Source organism: Scandinavium goeteborgense, assembly GCF_003935895.2.
Lineage (GTDB): Bacteria > Pseudomonadota > Gammaproteobacteria > Enterobacterales > Enterobacteriaceae > Scandinavium > Scandinavium goeteborgense.
Genome location: NZ_CP054058.1, coordinates 1,546,780 through 1,566,083 on the forward strand (window position 1 = coordinate 1,546,780; position 19,304 = coordinate 1,566,083).

Sequence of the window (19,304 nt, forward strand, 5' to 3'; positions counted from 1 at the left end):
GACATGAGCCTGAGAGAGAAAACCATCAGCGGCGCGAAATGGTCCGCTATGGCCACGGTGGTCATCATCGGTCTGGGATTGGTGCAGATGACCGTGCTGGCGCGGATCATCGACAATCATCAGTTCGGCCTGCTGACGGTCTCGCTGGTGATCATCGCCCTGGCGGATACCCTGTCGGATTTCGGCATCGCCAACTCCATTATTCAGCGCAAAGAAATTAGCCATCTCGAACTGACCACGCTTTACTGGCTGAACGTAGCGCTGGGGATTGTGGTGTTTGCGCTGGTGTTTTCCCTGAGTGGCGTGATTGCCGAGGTGTTGCATAACCCGGACCTGGCACCACTGATGCGTACGCTGTCGTTTGCCTTCGTGGTGATTCCGCACGGGCAGCAGTTCCGCGCGCTGATGCAAAAAGAGCTCGAATTCAGCAAGATTGGCATGATTGAAACTTCTGCCGTGCTGGCCGGTTTCACCTTTACCGTGGTCAGTGCCCATTTCTGGCCGCTGGCGATGACCGCAATTCTCGGTTATCTGGTCAACAGCGCTGTGCGTACGCTGCTGTTCGGCTGGTTTGGCCGCCGGATTTATCGTCCGGGCCTGCATTTCTCGCTGGCCTCGGTTTCATCGAACCTGCGTTTTGGCGCATGGCTGACCGCCGACAGCATCATTAACTACGTCAATACCAACCTGTCTACATTGGTGCTGGCGCGTATTCTCGGCGCGAGCGTGGCGGGCGGCTATAACCTGGCCTACAACGTTGCGGTGGTGCCGCCGATGAAACTCAACCCGATTATCACCCGCGTGCTGTTCCCGGCCTTTGCCAAAATTCAGGACGACACCGCCAAGCTGCGCGTCAACTTTTACAAGTTGCTGTCGGTTGTCGGCATCATCAACTTCCCGGTGCTGCTGGGCCTGATGGTGGTCAGCAACAACGTGGTGCCACTGGTGTTCGGTGAGAAGTGGGTCAGCATTGTGCCAATCCTGCAACTGCTGTGCGTGGTGGGTTTACTGCGCTCCGTCGGCAACCCGATTGGCTCCTTGCTGATGGCGAAAGCCCGCGTTGATATCAGCTTTAAATTCAATGTGTTCAAAACCTTCCTGTTCATCCCGGCGATTATCATTGGCGGGCATGTGGCGGGCGCGCTCGGCGTAACGCTCGGCTTCCTGCTGGTGCAGGTGGTGAATACCATTCTGAGCTACTTCGTGATGATCAAACCGGTGCTGGGTTCCAGCTATCGCCAGTACATCCTGAGCTTATGGCTGCCGTTATATCTGTCGCTGCCGACGCTGGCGGTGAGCTACGGCCTCGGCGTGGCGCTGAATGGCACGATGTCCTTGCCGCTGTTGCTGGTGATTCAGATTGGTGCCGGTGCGCTGGCTTTCGCGCTGATGATTCTTTTTTCGCGCCATCCTCTGGTGGTGGAAATGAAGCGCCAGCTGTGCCGCAGCGAAAAAATGAAAGTGCTGCTGCGGGCCGGTTAGCAATAAGTCTTTTGCCCGGCGGCGCTGTGCTTGCCGGGCCTACACAATATTGTTTCTCCCTTTCCTTGAGAGGACCGGCGTGAAGGCATCTGGCCGCACCCGATGGATTAAGAACCCCGATTAAGAGGTCACACATGAAATTATTGATCCTTGGCAACCACACCTGTGGCAACCGTGGCGACAGCGCCATTTTGCGCGGCCTGCTGGACGCCATTAATACCCTGAATCCAGACGCAGAAGTGGACGTTATGAGCCGCTACCCGGTGAGTTCTTCCTGGCTGCTCAATCGCCCGGTGATGGGCGATCCGCTTTACACGCAGATGAAACAGCACAACAGCGCGGCGGGCGTGATGGGGCGCGTGAAAAAAGTCCTGCGTCGTCGCTACCAGCATCAGGTCCTGCTTTCTCGCGTGACCGACAGCGGCAAACTGCGCAACATCGCCATCGCCCAGGGCTTTACCGATTTTGTCCGTCTGCTCGGCAATTACGATGCGATTATTCAGGTTGGCGGCTCGTTCTTCGTTGACCTGTACGGCGCACCGCAGTTCGAACACGCGCTCTGTACTTTCATGGCCAAAAAGCCGCTGTACATGATTGGCCACAGCGTTGGCCCGTTCCAGGACCCGCAGTTTAACCAACTGGCGAACTACGTTTTCGGCCAGTGCGACGCGCTGATCCTGCGTGAATCTGTCAGCCTGAATCTGATGCAGCGCAGTGAAATCACCACCGCCAAAGTGGAGCAGGGCGTTGATACCGCCTGGCTGGTCGATCATCACGATGAGGACTACACCCCCAGCTATGCCGTGGAACACTGGCTGAACAAAATCGGCCAGCAAAAAACGGTGGCCGTCACCCTGCGCGAACTGGCCCCGTTTGATAAGCGTCTCGGCACCACGCAGCAGGCCTATGAAGAGGCGTTTGCAGGCGTGGTGAACCGCATTATCGACGCTGGTTATCAGGTGGTTGCGCTCTCAACCTGTACCGGGATTGACAGTTACAACAAAGACGACCGCATGGTGGCGCTGAACCTGCACAAACACATCAGCGATCCGTCGCGCTATCACGTGGTGATGGACGAACTCAACGATCTGGAAATGGGCAAAATTCTTGGCGCCTGTGATTTGACCGTGGGTACGCGACTGCACTCCGCAATTATCTCGATGAACTTCGACACCCCGGCGATTGCCATCAACTACGAACATAAATCCGCCGGGATCATGCAGCAGCTCGGGATGCCGGAAATGGCCATCGATATTCGTCACCTGCTGGACGGCAGCCTCAGTGCGATGGTGGCCGACACCCTCGGTCAGCTTCCGGCGATCAATGAACGCCTGCGCGTGGCCGTGAAGGCCGAACGCCAAACCGGCATCGCGATGGTCAAATCTGTCCTCGACCGCATCGGGGAGGGGAAATGAAGGTTGGTTTCTTCCTGTTAAAATTCCCATTGTCGTCAGAAACCTTCGTCTTAAATCAGATCGTCGCGTTTATCGAAATGGGTTACGACGTGGAAATTGTCGCGCTGCTGAAGGGCGACATGAATAACACTCATGAGGCTTACACGCGTTACGGTCTGGCGCAGAAAACCCGCTGGCTGCAGGATGAGCCGGTGGGCAAATTGGCCAAACTGCGTTATCGCGCGATCAACACCCTGAAGGGATTGCATCGCGGGGCCACCTGGCGCGCGCTGAATGCCAGCCGCTACGGTGACGAGGCGCGTAACCTGATCCTGTCTTCTATCACGGCGCAAAATAGTGCGCCGTTCAGCGCCGATGTGTTTATCGCGCACTTTGGCCCGGCAGGCGTCACCGCCGCCAAACTGCGGGAACTGGGTGTGCTGCGCGGCAAAATTGCGACCGTGTTCCACGGCATCGACGTTTCGAGCCGGGACGTTCTCACCCATTACACGCCTGAATATCAGCAGCTGTTCCGCCGTGGCGATTTAATGCTGCCGATAAGCGACCTGTGGGCCGAACGCCTGCAAGGTATGGGCTGCCCGGCGGATAAAATCGTGGTGTCGAGAATGGGCGTCAACATGGAACGCTTCGCCCTGCGTCCGGTAAAAGCCCCGGATGAGACGCTGCAAATCATTTCGGTTGCGCGTCTGACCGAGAAGAAAGGGCTGCATGTGGCGATCGAAGCCTGTCGCCAGCTCAAGCAGCGTGGCGTGCGCTTCCACTATCGCATTCTCGGCATTGGCCCGTGGGAACGTCGCCTGCGCACGCTCATCGAGCAGTATCAGCTCGAGGACGTGATTGAGATGCCGGGCTTTAAGCCAAGTCATGAAGTAAAAGCGATGCTGGACGAGGCCGACGTCTTTCTGCTGCCGTCCGTCACCGGGGCCGATGGCGATATGGAAGGTATTCCGGTCGCGTTGATGGAAGCGATGGCGGTCGGCATTCCGGTGGTGTCCACCGTTCACAGCGGTATTCCGGAACTCATTGATGCCGGAGAGTCAGGCTGGCTCGTGCCTGAGAATGACGCGGCATCCCTGGCCGACCGGCTCAGCGCGTTCGGTGGGTTCGATCAACAGGCGTTGCAACCGGTCGTGACCAAAGCACGGGCAAAAGTCGAAACTGAATTCAACCAGCAGGTGATTAATCAACAGTTAGCCAGCCTGCTGCAAACGCTGTAAAAGAGGTTGCATGACGGACAACAAGTTTACCCTATCACGCCGCGCCTTCCTTGGGGCCAGCTCTGCGCTGGCCGCACTGCCACTCATCAATAGCCCCGCAGCCCTTGCATTGGGGCGTAACGATGCCGCTGATATCCGCAATTATAACCCCGGCAATGACTGGATCCGCGCCTTCAACGATGCGTTTAAAGACAGCGACGTGGTTGAAGTGCCGGAAGGTGTGGTGTGCGACAACATCAACACCGGGATCATCATCCCACCGGGGAAAACGCTGCAGGTTAGCGGGGCGCTGAAAGGCAATGGCCGTGGGCGAGTCGCGTTACAGGACGGCTGCAAAATCATCGGTGAAAAGGGCAGCCTGGACAATATCTGCCTCGATGTGCGCGGCTCCGACTGCGTGATTCAGGGCGTGACCCTCAGCGGCTACGGGCCGGTGGCGCAGATTTACATCGGCGGCAAAGACAAGCGCACCATGCGTAACTTGCTCATCGACAACATTGTCATTACTAAAGCCAACTACGGCATCCTGCGGCAGGGCTTCCATAACCAGTTTGACGGCGTAAAGATAACGCACAGCCGATTCACCCATTTGCAGGGTGACGCCATCGAGTGGAATGTGGCGATCAACGATAAAAATATCCTGATTTCTGACCACGTTATCGACAACATCAACTGCACCAACGGCAAAATTAACTGGGGCATCGGCATCGGCCTGGCGGGAAGCACGTACGACAACGGCTATCCGGAAGAGCAGGCGGTGAAGAACTTTGTCGTCGCGAACATCACCGGAAGCAACTGCCGACAGCTGGTTCACGTCGAGAACGGCAAACACTTTATTATCCGTAATGTGAAAGCCAAAAATATCACTCCCGAGTTCAGCAAGAAGGCGGGCATTGATAATGCCACCGTGGCAATTTACGGCTGTGATAATTTCATTATTGATAATGTCACAATGGAAAATAGTGCTGGCATGCTGATTGGTTACGGTGTCATCAAAGGCAACTACCTCTCGATCCCGCAGAACTTCAAGCTCAATGATATTCAAATGGACAATACCGGGCTGGCGTACAAACTGCGTGGGATCCAGATTTCATCGGGCAATGCGCAGTCGTTTGTAGCGATAACCAACCTCGACCTCAAACGCGCCTCACTGGAGCTGCACAACAAGCCGCAGCACCTCTTTATGCGCAATATCAATGTGATGCAGGATGCCGACCGTGGCCCCGCGCTGTCGATGAATTTTGACCTGCGCAAAGACATTCGCGGCAAGTTTATGGCTCGTCAGGACACGTTGCTCTCCCTGGCAAACATAAAGGCAGTGAATGAAAAAGGGCAGCGTTCGGTGGACATCGACCGGGTGGATCAGCACACCGTTAACGCAACCGGGATAAATTTTAGACTACCGGGGAAATAAAATACGACGATTCCTGGGATATTGCCGCAACTATCAGATTAACCCCGAGGTTTTATCAAATATTGCCGGGTATCATCAAAAAAACATGCTGGATAAAACGTTCCGACTGGCTATAATTCTCCAACCATTCATAGGTGGACATGATAATGATTAATTTGAAAGCAGTTATTCCGGTAGCTGGCCTCGGGATGCACATGCTTCCTGCCACGAAAGCCATTCCGAAAGAAATGCTACCGATCGTCGATAAGCCAATGATTCAGTACATTGTCGACGAGATTGTTGCTGCAGGGATCAAAGAAATCGTTCTGGTCACTCACGCATCTAAAAATGCGGTAGAAAACCACTTCGACACCTCGTACGAACTCGAGTCACTGCTTGAGCAGCGCGTTAAGCGTCAGCTGCTGGCAGAAGTACAGGCCATTTGCCCGCCGGGCGTGACCATCATGAATGTGCGTCAGGCACAGCCGCTGGGTCTGGGCCACTCTATTCTTTGTGCTCGTCCGATTGTCGGTGACAACCCATTTGTGGTCGTCCTGCCAGATATCGTGCTGGACAACGCGACCGCCGATCCTATGCGTTACAACCTCGCTGCAATGGTGGCGCGTTTCAATGAAACCGGCCGTAGCCAGGTGCTGGCGAAACACATGGAAGGCGATCTGAGCGAATACTCGCTGATCAAAACCAAAGAGCCTCTGGAAGTTGCAGGTAAAATCAGCCGTATCGTTGATTTTATTGAAAAGCCGGAACAGAACCAGATCAAGGATTCTGACTTAATGGCCGTTGGTCGTTATGTCCTGTCCGCAGATGTCTGGGCCGAGCTGGAAAAAACGGAACCCGGCGCGTGGGGCCGTGTGCAGTTAACCGACGCGATTGCCGAACTGTCGAAAAAACAGTCTGTCGATGCGGTGCTGATGACGGGCGACAGCTTCGACTGCGGCAAGAAAATGGGCTATATGCAGGCCTTCGTGAAATACGGACTGCGCAACCTGAATGAAGGTGCGAAGTTCAGAGACAGCATTAAGAAGCTACTGGTTGACTGATTTGTAAAGCACGTTAAGCCAGACTAAACGGCAGGGGAGGTTATGATGCGTAATTGCGCAATCGTGACCTCACTGCCGTTTTTTGCGTTTAAAATCAATGACTAAATTTGGTAGTGATACATTCAATTTTGTACCGTATTGATGGGATTTCCCCTTGTTTTGAGGCGTATTTAAGACCACAATATTGGATTCGATTGATGGGGCTTATGGTTGAAATTTAGCCATGGAGCCAAATGACATACTGACTTTTCGTGCAGTGCACTGGTAGCTGTTGAGCCAGGGGCGGTAGCGTGTCCTGGATACAGTCTTGCTTGGGTTACAATTGGTCAATATTGTAGCAAACTAATATAGAGTAAACGTTCTGGTGAATAATATGTTTGATAATAAAACAATTCTGGTAACCGGTGGCACTGGTTCTTTTGGCAATAAATTTGTGCGCATGACTTTAGAAAAATATAATCCGAAAAAGATTATTATCTATTCTCGTGATGAAATGAAGCAGTGGGAAATGGCGAAGCATTTTAAAGATGAAAGCCGTATTCGTTTCTTCATTGGTGATGTGCGTGATAAAGAGCGTCTCCACCGTGCGCTTGATGGCGTTGACTTCGTTGTACATGCCGCAGCCACCAAAATTGTCCCAACTGCAGAATATAATCCGTTCGAATGCGTTAAAACGAATATCAATGGCGCAATGAATGTTATTGATGCCTGTATTGATAAAGGCATTGAACGTGTTGTTGCTCTGTCCACCGATAAAGCAAGCAGCCCTGCTAACCTTTATGGTGCAACTAAACTGGCTTCAGATAAATTATTCGTTGCAGGTAACTCCTACTCCGGTGCAACCAAAACCCGCTTTGCCGTAGTGCGTTACGGTAACGTAATGGGTTCACGTGGTTCGGTGATTCCTTTCTTCCTGTCTATTAAAGATAAAGGTGAATTGCCGATTACCGACGATCGTATGACCCGCTTTATGATTACCCTGGAGCAGGGTGTTGAACTGGTATGGCATGCATTCAACGACATGGTTGGTGGTGAAATCTACGTTAAGAAGATTCCTTCAATGAAAGTTGTTGATGTCGCAACTTCCGTAGCGCCAGAAGCAGCACAGAAAGTTATCGGTATCCGTCCTGGTGAAAAACTGCATGAGCAGATGATCAGCGCCGAAGATGCTTATTACACCTATGAATACCCGGAGCATTTCAAAATCCTGCCAGCTATTCACAACTGGTGTGATTCACCGGAACGTATCAAAGACGGTAAAAAAGTGCCGGAAGGTTTCGTTTATGAGAGTGACAGCAACCCGGAATGGATGAGCATTGAAGAGCTTAGCCAGTGGATCGAAGAAAACCGTGAGAAAGTAGGCAACATCTAATGAAATTTATCCCTTATGGACGGCAGGATATCTCAGATGAGGATATCCGTTCGGTTGTGGATGTTCTTAAATCTGATTTCTTAACGCAAGGGCCTTGCGTTCCGCAGTTTGAACACGCTATCGCCGAATATGTAGGCGTTAAGCATGCTGTGGCAGTGAATAGCGCGACCTCGGCCCTACATATTGCGTGCCTTGCGCTGGGCCTGAAGAAGGGTGATTGGTTATGGACGTCACCGAACACGTTCGTTGCCTCTGCTAACTGTGCACTCTATTGCGATGCGAATGTGAGTTTTGTGGATATCGATCCTCAGACTTACAACATGAGTGTCAGTGCACTGGAAGAGAAACTGAAAACCGCGAAAGCACAGAATAAACTGCCGAAAATCGTTGTTCCGGTTGCTTTTGCGGGACAGGCTTGTGAGATGGAAGCAATCCATAAACTGGCAAAAGAGTATGGCTTTGCAATCATAGAAGACGCTTCTCATGCAATCGGCGGGAATTATCAGGGCGCTAAAATCGGTAACTCACGCTTTGCCGATATCACTATTCTTAGCTTCCACCCAGTAAAAATTATCACGACTGCTGAAGGTGGTATGTCACTGACGAACGATGATTCGTTGGCTGATAAAATGCAGATGTTCCGCAGCCATGGCATCACTCGTAACAGCGATAAGATGACAAAACCTTCGGAAGGTGGCTGGTATTATCAGCAGGTTGATCTGGGCCTGAATTACCGTATGACTGAGTTACAGGCGGCATTAGGCGTTAGTCAGCTGAAACGTATTGATGGTTTCGTAGCTCGTCGCCATGAACTGGCGAAACGCTATGACACTGCGTTTGACGGTGTGCCGGTATCTACCCCACAACAATCAGAAAGCGGCTACAGCGCGTTGCATCTCTATCCTCTGACGGTAAACGATCCTGCGCAACGTAAACCACTGTTCGATTACTTGCGTGATAAAGGGATTGGCGTGAACGTGCACTATATTCCGGTTCATACCCAACCTTACTATGAGCAGTTAGGGCATAAGTTGGGCGATTATCCGGTAGCTGAAGATTATTATTCCCGTGCAATCAGTATTCCGATGTATTCAACGCTTTCTGATGAAGAACAAGATTTCGTTATCAAAAGCATTCGGGAGTTTTTTTAAATGAATGTGGCAATCATTCCTGCTCGCGGTGGCAGTAAGCGTATCCCGCGTAAAAATATCAAAGATTTTTGTGGGAAACCAATGATTGCCTGGTCTATTGACGCCGCTCGAAAGAGCGGTGTCTTTGATCGAATCATTGTATCGACTGATGACGAAGAGATAGCTGCGGTAGCTCGAGAGTATGGGGCCGAAGTGCCATTTATGCGGCCTGAAGAACTCTCAAATGATTTCGCGGGTACTATTCCTGTTATTCGTCATGCGACTGAATGGTTGATGGGAAATGGTTGTGCGGCAGATTTTGTGTGCTGCATTTACGCTACCGCACCTTTTATAAGTTCAACAGATATTGCTGGTGGTTTGCTAACCCTTCAAGAACGAGCTGGCGATTATGCCTTCACGGTGGCAAGGTACCCTTATCCTATTCAGCGTGCTTTGAAAGTGAGTGAAGAACAACAGATAAGTATGTTTTCACCTGACATGTTTCATGTCCGTTCTCAAGACCTCGAAGAATCCTGGCACGATGCAGGACAATTTTATTGGGGCACATCAGAGGCATGGTGCAATGAAAAACCAATTTTTAGTGCTGACTCATATTCAATAGAGTTGCCACGTGAGCGAGTACAGGACATTGATACACCAGAGGATTGGCGGGTAGCCGAATGGTTGTTTAAGGCCATGGAGTTCAAAAATGAATGTCTTTCTACGAGTTGATTCGTCTCTATCAATAGGCTCTGGACATATTATCCGATGCCTCAATTTGGCTAAGTTATTGAGGACGCTAGGTCTACACTGTTTTTTCGTTTCTAAAAACCATAATGGCAATATCATCCCAAAAATCGAAGCCGATGGTTTTGAAACAATAGTCATCAATAGTGTATCTGCATCTGATAATTATATCCGAGATGAAAAAGCTTGGCTAAATGGCAGTCAATTAGATGATGCTGAAAGTTTTATTAATATTGTAGAGCAACAAAACTGCATACCAGATATTATCATTGTCGATCACTATTCACTCGACAGTGAATGGGAAATTCATGTTAAAAAGCATTTCCCTTTAGCTCGACTAGTCGTTGTCGATGACCTGTGTAATCGTCAACATTACTGCGATTTAATTATAGACCAAACCTTTCAGCGTGATGCAAAAGAGTATTTTTCCTTAAATAAACATCGTGGCAAAATTTTAGCTGGAACAAAGTTCGCGCTTCTTAGTCCGACATTTTCAGCATTAAGAAAGTTATCCATCGCACGTAAAGCACAGGTAAACGTACCGAAGACATTGTTAGTAACGATGGGCGGAGTAGATGCGCATAATGTCACGGGAAATGTACTGCGTTGTCTGGAAAATGGTGATTATCCGTTTATCGATAAAATCACAGTGATTTTGGGTGCCGCATGTCCCAACCAAAATGCAATACGTGCGCAGACACAACAGTCAAAATACAATGTAGATATTCTGAGCAATGTATCAAATATGGCTGAACTTATGTTAGAACATGATTTCGCCATAGGAGCAATGGGGGGAACAACCTGGGAACGCTGCGTGTTGGGATTACCTGCGATAAATGTTGCAATTGCAGACAATCAGTTAACCATAGCTGCTAACCTTGCTGAAGTCGGGGCAATTGTTTTACATTCAGATGAAATTGAAGAAGATACCCTTTGTGATGCGTTTAATGAACTTGTGTCGGGTTACCATGTTCAACGACTTCTTGCAGCGGAAATCTGCGACGGCTTGGGGCTTACCCGGGTTATTCAGGAAATGATATTGTTACCTGCAAAAGATGGCAAAAATGTGACGTTGCGGCACGCGATAGAGGAAGATATCGATTTTGTCTACCACCTTCAGTGTGAGCCAAAAACTCGTCAGTATGCCCGTAACCCAGAAGTACCGCGGTACCAGAATCATGTCACCTGGATGCGGCAAAAGTTGAAGGATGAAAATTCCCATTTTTATATTATTGAGCATGGTACGCGTTGTGGTGTTATAAGATTAGACCCCGTTGAGCATAAGAACGCAGAACTTGAAATTTCAATTTTTTTGACAACTGAATGCCATGGTCAAGGTATTGCCAGTGCTGCAATTAAGCGTTTAATAATGCTGCATAATAGTGTCAATTTACTGGCGACAGTGTTACCTGAAAATCATGCTTCACAAAAGCTTTTTGAATCCATTGGATTAAAGAAAATTTCTTCTGGCGAGTTTATTAGTGAGAAAAATAATGAATGAGTTTATTACTATTGATGGCCGCAAGATTGGTAAAGACCATCCTCCTTATATTATTGCCGAGCTTTCGGCTAATCATAACGGTGACATAAATCGCGCCTTCAAGATTATGGAAGAAGCTAAAGCAGCAGGCGCTGATGCAATAAAACTACAAACTTATCGTGCAGATACCATCACTATTGACTGTGACTCCGAAGACTTTCAAATCCACGGAGGGTTATGGGATGGCCAGACTTTATTCAATCTGTACAAAGGTGCACAAATGCCATGGGAATGGCATAAACCGTTATTTGAAAAAGCAAAAGAGCTTGGTATCACTATTTTCAGTAGTCCATTCGATTTTACAGCGGTAGACTTGCTTGAAGAACTAGATACCCCTGCCTATAAAATTGCTTCATTTGAAGCTATTGATATTCCTTTGATCAAGTATGTCGCCAAAACTGGCAAACCAATGATCATCTCAACTGGGATGGCTGATGAGCAAGAAATTCAGGAAGCTATCGACGCTGCCCGTGAGGGAGGTTGCAAGGAGCTTGTCGTATTGCACTGTGTAAGTGGATATCCAGCCCCTGCTGAAGATTACAATCTTGCTACTATCCCAGATATGGCAAATAGATTTGGTGTTATCACGGGTTTGTCTGACCATACTATCGATAATACAACAGCAATAGCTTCTGTAGTTTTAGGCGCCAATGTTATAGAAAAACACGTCACCCTCGATCGTAATGGTGGAGGCCCAGATGACAGTTTTTCATTGGAGCCCGAAGAATTGGTAGCACTGTGCCGCGATGCCAAAACAGCCTGGATGGCGTTAGGTGCTGTGAATTATGAGCGGAAAGAAAGTGAGAAGGGGAACGTAAAATTCCGTCGTTCTCTTTACGTTGTTAAAGACATCAAAAAAGGTGAAAAGCTTACCAGCGAAAATGTGAAAAGCATACGCCCTGGATATGGGTTAGCACCGAAATATTATGAAGAAGTAATAAATAAAGTAGCCAACAGGAACCTGACGAAAGGTACTCCTCTCAAGGACATTTATTTTAACTGATTCACGGGCCAGGGAGGGCAGATTATTACGGAGTTGGTTTAATGTTACAGAGAATTAAAGCACCGTCTTCTTTTTTTGATCTTTCCTTGAGAATTACTGCTCTTGGCGGGAAGTTTCTATTAATGTTGGCGATTGCAAGATATTTGACAGTAAAGGATGTTGGTGACTATGGGTTATTTGTTAGCATAATCGTCATCTCACTTTATTTCGTTGGATTAGATTTTTACGTTTATTCTACTCGGGAAATGCTTGATCCAAAAGTAAAGAAAAATACTGGAAATATATTATTTAACCAAGCGGCTTTTTTTCTTTTAAGTTATTGCCTTTTAGCTTTTGTATGGCCAGGGTTATTATCATTATCTGGTGTTTCGGGGGTTGGTGGGGTTTTATTTGCACTCACAGTGTGTGAACATTTGTCACAGGAGTGCTATCGTGTATTAATAATTAAAGAAAAAATCACTACCGCCAATTTTATATTATTAATTCGTTCAGGACTATGGTGCTATATATGTGTGCCGTTGCTGTTTTATAAATTAATTGACCTGAAACAAATTTTCTATCTGTGGCTATTATTTTCATTATTCTCAGTAATGGTTTCTTCTTTCTTTATTTCTAAGTTTGAAAGCGTTAAATTTTCTGATTTTAAGTTGGATTTTGCATGGCTGAGTAGTGGTGTGAAAACATCATTTTATTTCTTTCTTGGCACTCTTTGTCTTAGGGCAATAAACTATCTGGATAAGGTCATTGCTGTTCACTTTATATCCTCACCAAACCTGGGGGTATATGTGTTTTTTTTTGGAATATCTTCTGCTGTTCAGGCTGTCATAGATGTACTGGTCGTGACGAGATACTATCCCGCGTTGGTCAAATCCATACAAGAAGGGAATAGGCAAAAAATACAAGTCGCTTTTATCACTTTTAAGAGAAAAATATATTTCTACAATTTCGTACTCTTTGCCATGTCTATTCCAGCATGCTATTTGATGATCAGGCTTACTGGGAAGGTTGATTATATTGAGCACTTTAGTTGGTATTTTCTTATTGTGCTGACTTCTTCCCTGTTGAATATTTCAATGCCTTATCATTATGCATTGTATTCAAGAAAGAAAGATATATCTATAATCCTTATTAATGTTATCGCATTGTTATTGTTCGTTATTATTTCTTTTATTGGGGTGAAGTGTTTGCCGGGAACAGGAATGCTTCCTATACTCATTGCTTTGGTTGGAGCAAACCTATTTATGCTCGCTGCTAAGTACTTGTCTTTTATTAAGGAGTTCAATAGTGAAGGGCGTCATTTTAATAAATAATGCTATTTTTTCCCCTGTATTTAAAAAACTGGCAATGGCGCTAATCGAAAAAGGATTAGATATAACTATTGTTACTGATAGTGAATTTTCAATAAATAAATACAAGTTAAGAGAAATAAACTGCAGGATTGTATCTTTCGAAGAATACATTAGAAAAAATAATTTCGATGGCAAGCCGCAGGCAGAATATAATAAGTGGAACGTACATGCCGACTTCGATCGTGATAATTATTATCACTCGGTAAATTCACAACAGTTCAATTTTTGGGGAAATGTATCGAATGATTTATATGTTTTCTTTGAAAAATTATTTTCCAAGGAATTATTTGATTTTATCTTCTATGAAAATGTATCAAATGGCTTAGCATATACTGCAAACGAAGTTGCGAGAAAATATGGAGTAAAATACATAGGTTTAACTGCAAGTCGGTTACCTGGGAAGTCGTTATTTTCCTCTTTGGATGACCAGTTAGCGAAAGATATTACTGCATTGCTAGCCACTTTGCCTGTACCTGATGAAGAAAAGTTAGCCGAAGTTAAAAATTACATTGATAATATCCAGCATATCCAACCTGATTATATGAAAAATAATGGGTTATCCTCTGTTAACTTCATGAGTAAAATTTTCAAGAAGCGCGATTTCTCTATTATTACTGAGACAATTAGGCATAGTATTTGGGGCAACAATGACTTATTTCAAGTCGGAAATCCATTGCTGAAAAGTTTCTATATGAATCTCAGAGAGATCAAGCGTTGGGTTTGTGTAAAGAAAATAAAGAATATGTTTTCTAATGACCTTACTTCACAACCCTTTTATCTATATCCTTTGCATTATCATCCAGAATCATCGACCTCAATTCTTGCAAAATATTACGACGAGTATAATTTAATTCGTAATTTGGCATTTAGTCTTCCACATGGTCAATATTTGGTTGTGAAAGATCATATTTCTGCAACGGGTTATGAAGGGTTCGAGTTTTACAAAAAAATAATTAAGTTACCAAATGTTAAGCTTGCAAATCCCAATTTGAATTCAAAAGAGTTGATAAAAAAATCTTTGGGTGTTTTCACATTAACAAGCACTGTTGGATATGAAGCTGTATTAATGAATAAGCCAGTTGCTATTTTTGGCGACGTGTTTTATATGAACCACCCGTTAGTTTATCAGTGTGCTGGCTATAAAAACATTGATGAAGCAGTCAAGCATATGGTATCGAATATGCATGCTGATTACTCTGAATATAATATCAAATTTGTGAATGCTTACGACTCACTTTGTTTCCCATTAACAATTAGTTATGGCGCCGCAACCGGCTCGGATTTTATTGATACAGTTGCTACGCAAATTTTGCATAGCGTGAAGGGGCGATAAATGCTATTGCTGCTGTATTGGGTAAGTCTTTACCTATTAAGTATTATCTCAACTGGATCAGAGATATTAAATGTCATAACCGTGGTCTGTTATATTCTTCTGCTATTTTATTTTTTGTATAGAAGAGAATCTTTTTTCATCATTTGTAGTTTTTTCTTATGGGCTTTTTTGACGACCGCCTTAAGTGGACTCATTCTCGAGTCCGGATTATTTTTGCCTGAGCTCGGCTCTATGTCGACACTAAATGGTACTACAGCAATCAATGTCAGCCTTGCTTCTATTACATTGTTAATTGCGAGTGGTATCTATCGTCTATTAAATGAAAGAATTCATGTTGGTTTAAACTCTTCATTTGTTATTAACTCTTTAATAGAAAGGATTTATCCGGGTATTGTATTATGTGCGACATTAGTTGTGATGTTTATTTCGTTGCATTATGGCCGGCCAAGTGATTTCGCGCAAGATCGGTTTTATTACTGGAATAATATTGCACCATCATGGGGTAATCTGGTAAGACTTTTCGTTGAGCAGTCAAGTTTTATACTTGGGGGTATCTATGCCAGTAAAAGGAAAAAATATGTTCTCGCAATATTTTTCTTGGGAGTTATTTCTCAAATTTTAGTTGGGGAGAAATTTACTGGTATTTTTCAGATGCTGTTATTCTTTAGTATTTGTTTCTTCATTACTTCTCACATTAAAATAAGTAAAAATTTCTTTTCCGCTAAAAATATTGTCTTATTTTTGATCTTAGGGTGTTTTTTTGTATTATTAGTTTGGGCGAGTTATTTCTCACTTTCTGGTGATAGTTCACTTGCATTAGCGTCTCTGAAGACTCGAATTGCAGCTCAAAGTCAAATCTGGTGGGGACTTAGCGATGTATCAGGAGCAGGCGATTTTGAATTTGAAAATATAACAAAGCATCTCTTGGGGATAGATGCGCAGCCTGAAGAGACTGGAATGTTATATTTAATGAGCAAAGTGATGCCGTATAAACTTTTCTCTATTTATCAAGACGCAGGTATTGCTTTAACAATGGCCTTTCCCGCTAATATTCTATTCTTTTTTGGCCCTTTCTTATCGCTTGTTATTTGCTCGGTTCTTGCACTTTTCCTTTCTCTTGCATTATGGTTTACCGCGTATACATTAAAGAATAAAGATTACCTTTTGCTGTTTATAGCAATGAAAGTCTATAACATTGCAATTCAATTTGTTTTAATGGGTCGTGTTTACCTTCTTTTTGAGTGGAAAATTATACTGCTCCTTTTTCCGTTAATATTTGCATTTTTTGCGCATACAAGAAATAGGAGAGCGCGCTCCAATGTGTGATTTTTCTTTTGTCATCCCCGTATATAATGTGTCAGCATATTTGCGCCAATTCTACGAGCCATTTAAAAAATGCAAATTATCATGTGAAATTATATTTGTTAATGATGGGTCGACTGACGAATCTTTAGAAATACTCACTGGACTTGCAAGTAATGATAATCGAGTTGTTCTTCTAACTAAAGAAAATGGTGGAGTATCATCAGCCCGAAACTATGGGATTGAACGCGCAAGAGGAATCTTCATTTCTTGCCTTGATCCTGATGACTTTGTTTCCACAGAATTTTTTAATTATATTTCATTAGCCTTCGCAAAGTATTCGGAGGCTGACACTTTCATTTATGCCTATCAGAAATTTTATGATGGCACTGATCCAAATGCAAATTGCTTTAATATTTCAGATCGTGATTTCAATCTAGTACTACCAAAGACTCTTTCTGCGATGCATAACTATCCTTGGTTACGTGTGACACGTCGTCATTTTTATAAGGATAACCTTTTTCCTGTAGGTTTAATTTATGAGGACTCTGTAACAGTTCCTTTACTTAATTCTCAGGCAAGAATTATTGTGAAAACTAATATACCGTTGTATTATTACAGAGTTCGAAAAGATTCATTGACTAATTCAGATTTGAACCGAAATATAGACCTCATTAAAGCTCTTGATATCCTTGAAGAAAAAACAATAGACTGGCCAAATGGCATGTCTCATTTTTATGCTTGTGTAGCCCATCTTTCCCGCAGTGCATTGATAACTTTGTTTAAAATGTCTGACCATGAACCATTGGATGATGCTTTTAATATGAGCTACGATAAAATTATGTCAAAGTTTTCTACCTATCCGATCGGTTCGGTTCTATCATCAAATGCAAGCATGGTTGATAAACTATGTTTTCTTATTATAAAAATGAAATGTGTTGGTTTTTATCTATTTAGCATTTTGTATAAGTTTGCAAAAAAATAGCGTCGTAAATAGAAATAAAACATGGCCAGTGACGTCACAAATGTATAGGTAAAGAATGAAAGTATTTATAGTATCTCATAAGAAATTCGATTTTCCTGATGAGAAAATATTTGTACCTTTGAAAGTTGGGAATTCAAATATAGCAATTGCGCATGAATATGAACAGGATTGCCAAGGCGAAAATATCTCACATCTCAACCCTTCTTTTTGTGAATTGACAGCCGCCTACTGGATCTGGAAAAATTCTCAGGATGAAGTTGTCGGTTTAGCGCATTACCGTAGGTATTTCGCCTCAAAAAGTAATGCTCTACAAGTCAAGGGTAAAAATATAGCGTCATCTGATGAGCTAGAAAAATGCTTAAAAAATGCAGATATCTTGGTTTCCAAACCGCGAAATTATTTTATCACCTCGATAAAAAGCCATTACATTAATGCTCATCATGACTCTGACTATATCCAGCTTCGTGATGAAATAGCACGACAGCATCCTGATTATTTGGTCGATTTTGATCATGTTTTGGGTGGTACCAAAATCAGTTTGTACAATATGTTCGTTTGCAAGAAGTCATTAATAGACCAGTACTTTGCTTGGCTTTTCCCGGTATTATTTGCGCTTGAAAAAGAAATCCCTTATCAAGATTATGACGCTTACCAAAAGCGTGTTTTTGGTTTTATGGCTGAGCGCCTTTTCAACGTTTGGCTTCATCACCAACGCGACCGGCTGAAAATTAAGTATTTGCCAGTGGTTAATATAGATGGCGAGAATTTGCTGTTAAAAGGCATTGGATTATTAAAACGACATTTCTGGGGTAATAAATGAAAGTAGCTATTGTTGGTGCAGGTATTTCTGGTGCAGTTATTGCCCGATTGTTAGCCGAAAAAGGCGTGGCATCGGTAGTTTTCGATAAACGTAACCATATCGCGGGTAACTGTCATTCAGAACGTGATCCCCAAACCAATGTAATGCTTCATGTCTATGGCCCTCATATTTTCCATACTGATGACAGCGAAGTATGGGACTTTGTTAATCAGTATTCTGAATTCATGCCATACACGAACCGAGTCAAAGCTGTGTATAAAGGCAATGTATATCTCTTACCGGTGAATCTTCACACTATTAATCAGTTCTTTAATAAAACGCTGCGCCCTGACGAAGCGCGTGAGTTTATTGCATCGAAGGCTGATAAGTCTATTGTTGATCCTCAGAATTTTGAAGAACAAGCGATTAGTATGATCGGTCGTGAGTTATATGAAGCTTTCTTCAAAGGATACACTCGCAAGCAATGGGGTTGTGAACCGACTGAACTTCCGGCAAGCATTTTAAAAAGATTACCTGTCCGCTTTAACTACAACGATAATTATTTTAATCATAAATATCAGGGTATGCCGAAAGATGGCTATACTGATATGATTGCCAAAATTCTGAATCATAAGTTGATTGAAATTAAAACAGAGACAGAGTTTAACCCTGAAAATAGTGACAAATATCAGCATGTGTTTTGGTCAGGTGCCCTCGATGGATATTTTGGTTTCAGCGAAGGTCGATTGGGTTACCGGACTCTTGATTTTGAGAAATTTTCTCAAAAAGGTGACTATCAAGGGACTGCTGTTATTAATTACTGTGAAGAAGATATTCCGTTTACGCGTATCACCGAGCACAAGTATTTCTCACCTTGGGAAAGTCATGATGATACGACATGCTACCGGGAGTTTAGTCGTTTTTGCACTGCCGATGATATTCCTTACTACCCAATCCGAATGGTAAAAGAAAAAGAGTTGCTAAACCGTTATCTTGATAAGGCAATGCAATTAAAACATACTACTTTCGTAGGGCGTTTAGGTACCTATCGATATTTGGATATGGATGTTACTATCCGTGAAGCTATTGATGTTGCTCGCAGGTATATAGATTGCCATAAAAATCAGGAGCAGATGCCTGTATTTAATATCAACCCACGATGACATCAGGTATTGC

The 19,304-nt window shown here is 44.5% G+C and carries 16 protein-coding genes; all 16 read left to right on the forward strand.

The features are described from left to right. The first annotated feature begins 3 nt into the window (after nucleotides 1-3). The 16 genes from wzxC to glf all read left to right on the forward strand — a co-directional run bounded on the left by wzxC (nucleotide 4) and on the right by glf (nucleotide 19,291). Nucleotides 4-1,482 (forward strand): colanic acid undecaprenyl disphosphate flippase WzxC, encoded by a 1,479-nt coding sequence (gene wzxC / locus A8O29_RS08075; protein ID WP_133461879.1) that lies wholly within the window; start codon nucleotides 4-6, stop codon nucleotides 1,480-1,482. A gap of 134 nt (nucleotides 1,483-1,616) precedes the next feature. Beyond that, nucleotides 1,617-2,897, forward strand: coding sequence for a colanic acid biosynthesis pyruvyl transferase WcaK (gene wcaK, locus A8O29_RS08080; RefSeq protein WP_110509537.1), 1,281 nt, complete (start codon nucleotides 1,617-1,619; stop codon nucleotides 2,895-2,897). Next, nucleotides 2,894-4,114 carry a colanic acid biosynthesis glycosyltransferase WcaL gene (gene wcaL / locus A8O29_RS08085; protein ID WP_125354244.1) on the forward strand — a complete coding sequence of 407 codons (1,221 nt, stop codon included), beginning with the start codon at nucleotides 2,894-2,896 and terminating at the stop codon, nucleotides 4,112-4,114. Before wcaK ends, wcaL begins: the two co-directional genes overlap by 4 nt. Before the next feature lie 10 nt (nucleotides 4,115-4,124). Beyond that, nucleotides 4,125-5,528: a colanic acid biosynthesis protein WcaM gene (gene wcaM, locus A8O29_RS08090; protein ID WP_125354243.1), complete on the forward strand. Its 1,404-nt coding sequence runs from the start codon at nucleotides 4,125-4,127 to the stop codon at nucleotides 5,526-5,528. A 146-nt stretch (nucleotides 5,529-5,674) separates the two neighbouring features. Next, nucleotides 5,675-6,568, forward strand: coding sequence for a UTP--glucose-1-phosphate uridylyltransferase GalF (gene galF, locus A8O29_RS08095; RefSeq protein ID WP_125354242.1), 894 nt, complete (start codon nucleotides 5,675-5,677; stop codon nucleotides 6,566-6,568). A 373-nt stretch (nucleotides 6,569-6,941) separates the two neighbouring features. Continuing rightward, nucleotides 6,942-7,940 (forward strand): UDP-N-acetylglucosamine 4,6-dehydratase (inverting), encoded by a 999-nt coding sequence (pseB, locus tag A8O29_RS08100; protein ID WP_125354241.1) that lies wholly within the window; start codon nucleotides 6,942-6,944, stop codon nucleotides 7,938-7,940. Then, complete coding sequence (pseC, locus tag A8O29_RS08105) at nucleotides 7,940-9,091, forward strand: UDP-4-amino-4,6-dideoxy-N-acetyl-beta-L-altrosamine transaminase (RefSeq protein ID WP_125354240.1); 1,152 nt, start codon at nucleotides 7,940-7,942, stop codon at nucleotides 9,089-9,091. Before pseB ends, pseC begins: the two co-directional genes overlap by 1 nt. After that, the gene (gene pseF, locus A8O29_RS08110; RefSeq protein ID WP_125354239.1) at nucleotides 9,092-9,802 is read left to right on the forward strand and encodes a pseudaminic acid cytidylyltransferase; all 711 of its coding nucleotides are present in this window, start codon (nucleotides 9,092-9,094) and stop codon (nucleotides 9,800-9,802) included. Continuing rightward, nucleotides 9,780-11,318 carry a UDP-2,4-diacetamido-2,4,6-trideoxy-beta-L-altropyranose hydrolase gene (gene pseG / locus A8O29_RS08115; protein WP_125354238.1) on the forward strand — a complete coding sequence of 513 codons (1,539 nt, stop codon included), beginning with the start codon at nucleotides 9,780-9,782 and terminating at the stop codon, nucleotides 11,316-11,318. Before pseF ends, pseG begins: the two co-directional genes overlap by 23 nt. Continuing rightward, nucleotides 11,311-12,360 carry a pseudaminic acid synthase gene (pseI, locus tag A8O29_RS08120; RefSeq protein ID WP_125354237.1) on the forward strand — a complete coding sequence of 350 codons (1,050 nt, stop codon included), beginning with the start codon at nucleotides 11,311-11,313 and terminating at the stop codon, nucleotides 12,358-12,360. The genes pseG and pseI overlap by 8 nt, the downstream gene beginning before the upstream one ends. 41 nt (nucleotides 12,361-12,401) lie before the next feature. Further along, nucleotides 12,402-13,670, forward strand: coding sequence for a lipopolysaccharide biosynthesis protein (locus tag A8O29_RS08125; RefSeq protein WP_174081278.1), 1,269 nt, complete (start codon nucleotides 12,402-12,404; stop codon nucleotides 13,668-13,670). Beyond that, the gene (locus A8O29_RS08130; protein ID WP_125352007.1) at nucleotides 13,645-15,042 is read left to right on the forward strand and encodes a capsular polysaccharide export protein, LipB/KpsS family; all 1,398 of its coding nucleotides are present in this window, start codon (nucleotides 13,645-13,647) and stop codon (nucleotides 15,040-15,042) included. Before A8O29_RS08125 ends, A8O29_RS08130 begins: the two co-directional genes overlap by 26 nt. Beyond that, a complete protein-coding gene (locus A8O29_RS08135) occupies nucleotides 15,043-16,368 on the forward strand; it encodes a DUF6418 domain-containing protein (RefSeq protein WP_174081279.1) in 1,326 nt (441 codons plus the stop codon). Beyond that, on the forward strand, nucleotides 16,361-17,329 hold the full coding sequence (locus tag A8O29_RS08140; RefSeq protein ID WP_125352005.1) for a glycosyltransferase family 2 protein: 969 nt from the start codon (nucleotides 16,361-16,363) through the stop codon (nucleotides 17,327-17,329). Before A8O29_RS08135 ends, A8O29_RS08140 begins: the two co-directional genes overlap by 8 nt. A 55-nt stretch (nucleotides 17,330-17,384) precedes the next feature. Beyond that, nucleotides 17,385-18,149 carry a DUF4422 domain-containing protein gene (locus A8O29_RS08145; protein WP_125352004.1) on the forward strand — a complete coding sequence of 255 codons (765 nt, stop codon included), beginning with the start codon at nucleotides 17,385-17,387 and terminating at the stop codon, nucleotides 18,147-18,149. Next, nucleotides 18,146-19,291 carry a UDP-galactopyranose mutase gene (gene glf, locus A8O29_RS08150; RefSeq protein WP_125352003.1) on the forward strand — a complete coding sequence of 382 codons (1,146 nt, stop codon included), beginning with the start codon at nucleotides 18,146-18,148 and terminating at the stop codon, nucleotides 19,289-19,291. The genes A8O29_RS08145 and glf overlap by 4 nt, the downstream gene beginning before the upstream one ends. The last annotated feature ends 13 nt before the right edge of the window (nucleotides 19,292-19,304 follow it).

Bases quoted from the DNA above. Each gene is read 5' to 3' on its own strand.
- pseI (WP_125354237.1), top strand. From the start codon at position 11,311: ATGAATGAGTTTATTACTATTGATGGCCGCAAGATTGGTAAAGACCAT.
- pseC (WP_125354240.1), top strand. From the start codon at position 7,940: ATGAAATTTATCCCTTATGGACGGCAGGATATCTCAGATGAGGATATC.
- wzxC (WP_133461879.1), top strand. From the start codon at position 4: ATGAGCCTGAGAGAGAAAACCATCAGCGGCGCGAAATGGTCCGCTATG.
- pseF (WP_125354239.1), top strand. From the start codon at position 9,092: ATGAATGTGGCAATCATTCCTGCTCGCGGTGGCAGTAAGCGTATCCCG.
- glf (WP_125352003.1), top strand. From the start codon at position 18,146: ATGAAAGTAGCTATTGTTGGTGCAGGTATTTCTGGTGCAGTTATTGCC.
- pseG (WP_125354238.1), top strand. From the start codon at position 9,780: ATGAATGTCTTTCTACGAGTTGATTCGTCTCTATCAATAGGCTCTGGA.
- A8O29_RS08140 (WP_125352005.1), top strand. From the start codon at position 16,361: ATGTGTGATTTTTCTTTTGTCATCCCCGTATATAATGTGTCAGCATAT.
- A8O29_RS08125 (WP_174081278.1), top strand. From the start codon at position 12,402: ATGTTACAGAGAATTAAAGCACCGTCTTCTTTTTTTGATCTTTCCTTG.
- pseB (WP_125354241.1), top strand. From the start codon at position 6,942: ATGTTTGATAATAAAACAATTCTGGTAACCGGTGGCACTGGTTCTTTT.
- galF (WP_125354242.1), top strand. From the start codon at position 5,675: ATGATTAATTTGAAAGCAGTTATTCCGGTAGCTGGCCTCGGGATGCAC.
- A8O29_RS08145 (WP_125352004.1), top strand. From the start codon at position 17,385: ATGAAAGTATTTATAGTATCTCATAAGAAATTCGATTTTCCTGATGAG.
- A8O29_RS08135 (WP_174081279.1), top strand. From the start codon at position 15,043: ATGCTATTGCTGCTGTATTGGGTAAGTCTTTACCTATTAAGTATTATC.
- wcaK (WP_110509537.1), top strand. From the start codon at position 1,617: ATGAAATTATTGATCCTTGGCAACCACACCTGTGGCAACCGTGGCGAC.
- wcaM (WP_125354243.1), top strand. From the start codon at position 4,125: ATGACGGACAACAAGTTTACCCTATCACGCCGCGCCTTCCTTGGGGCC.
- wcaL (WP_125354244.1), top strand. From the start codon at position 2,894: ATGAAGGTTGGTTTCTTCCTGTTAAAATTCCCATTGTCGTCAGAAACC.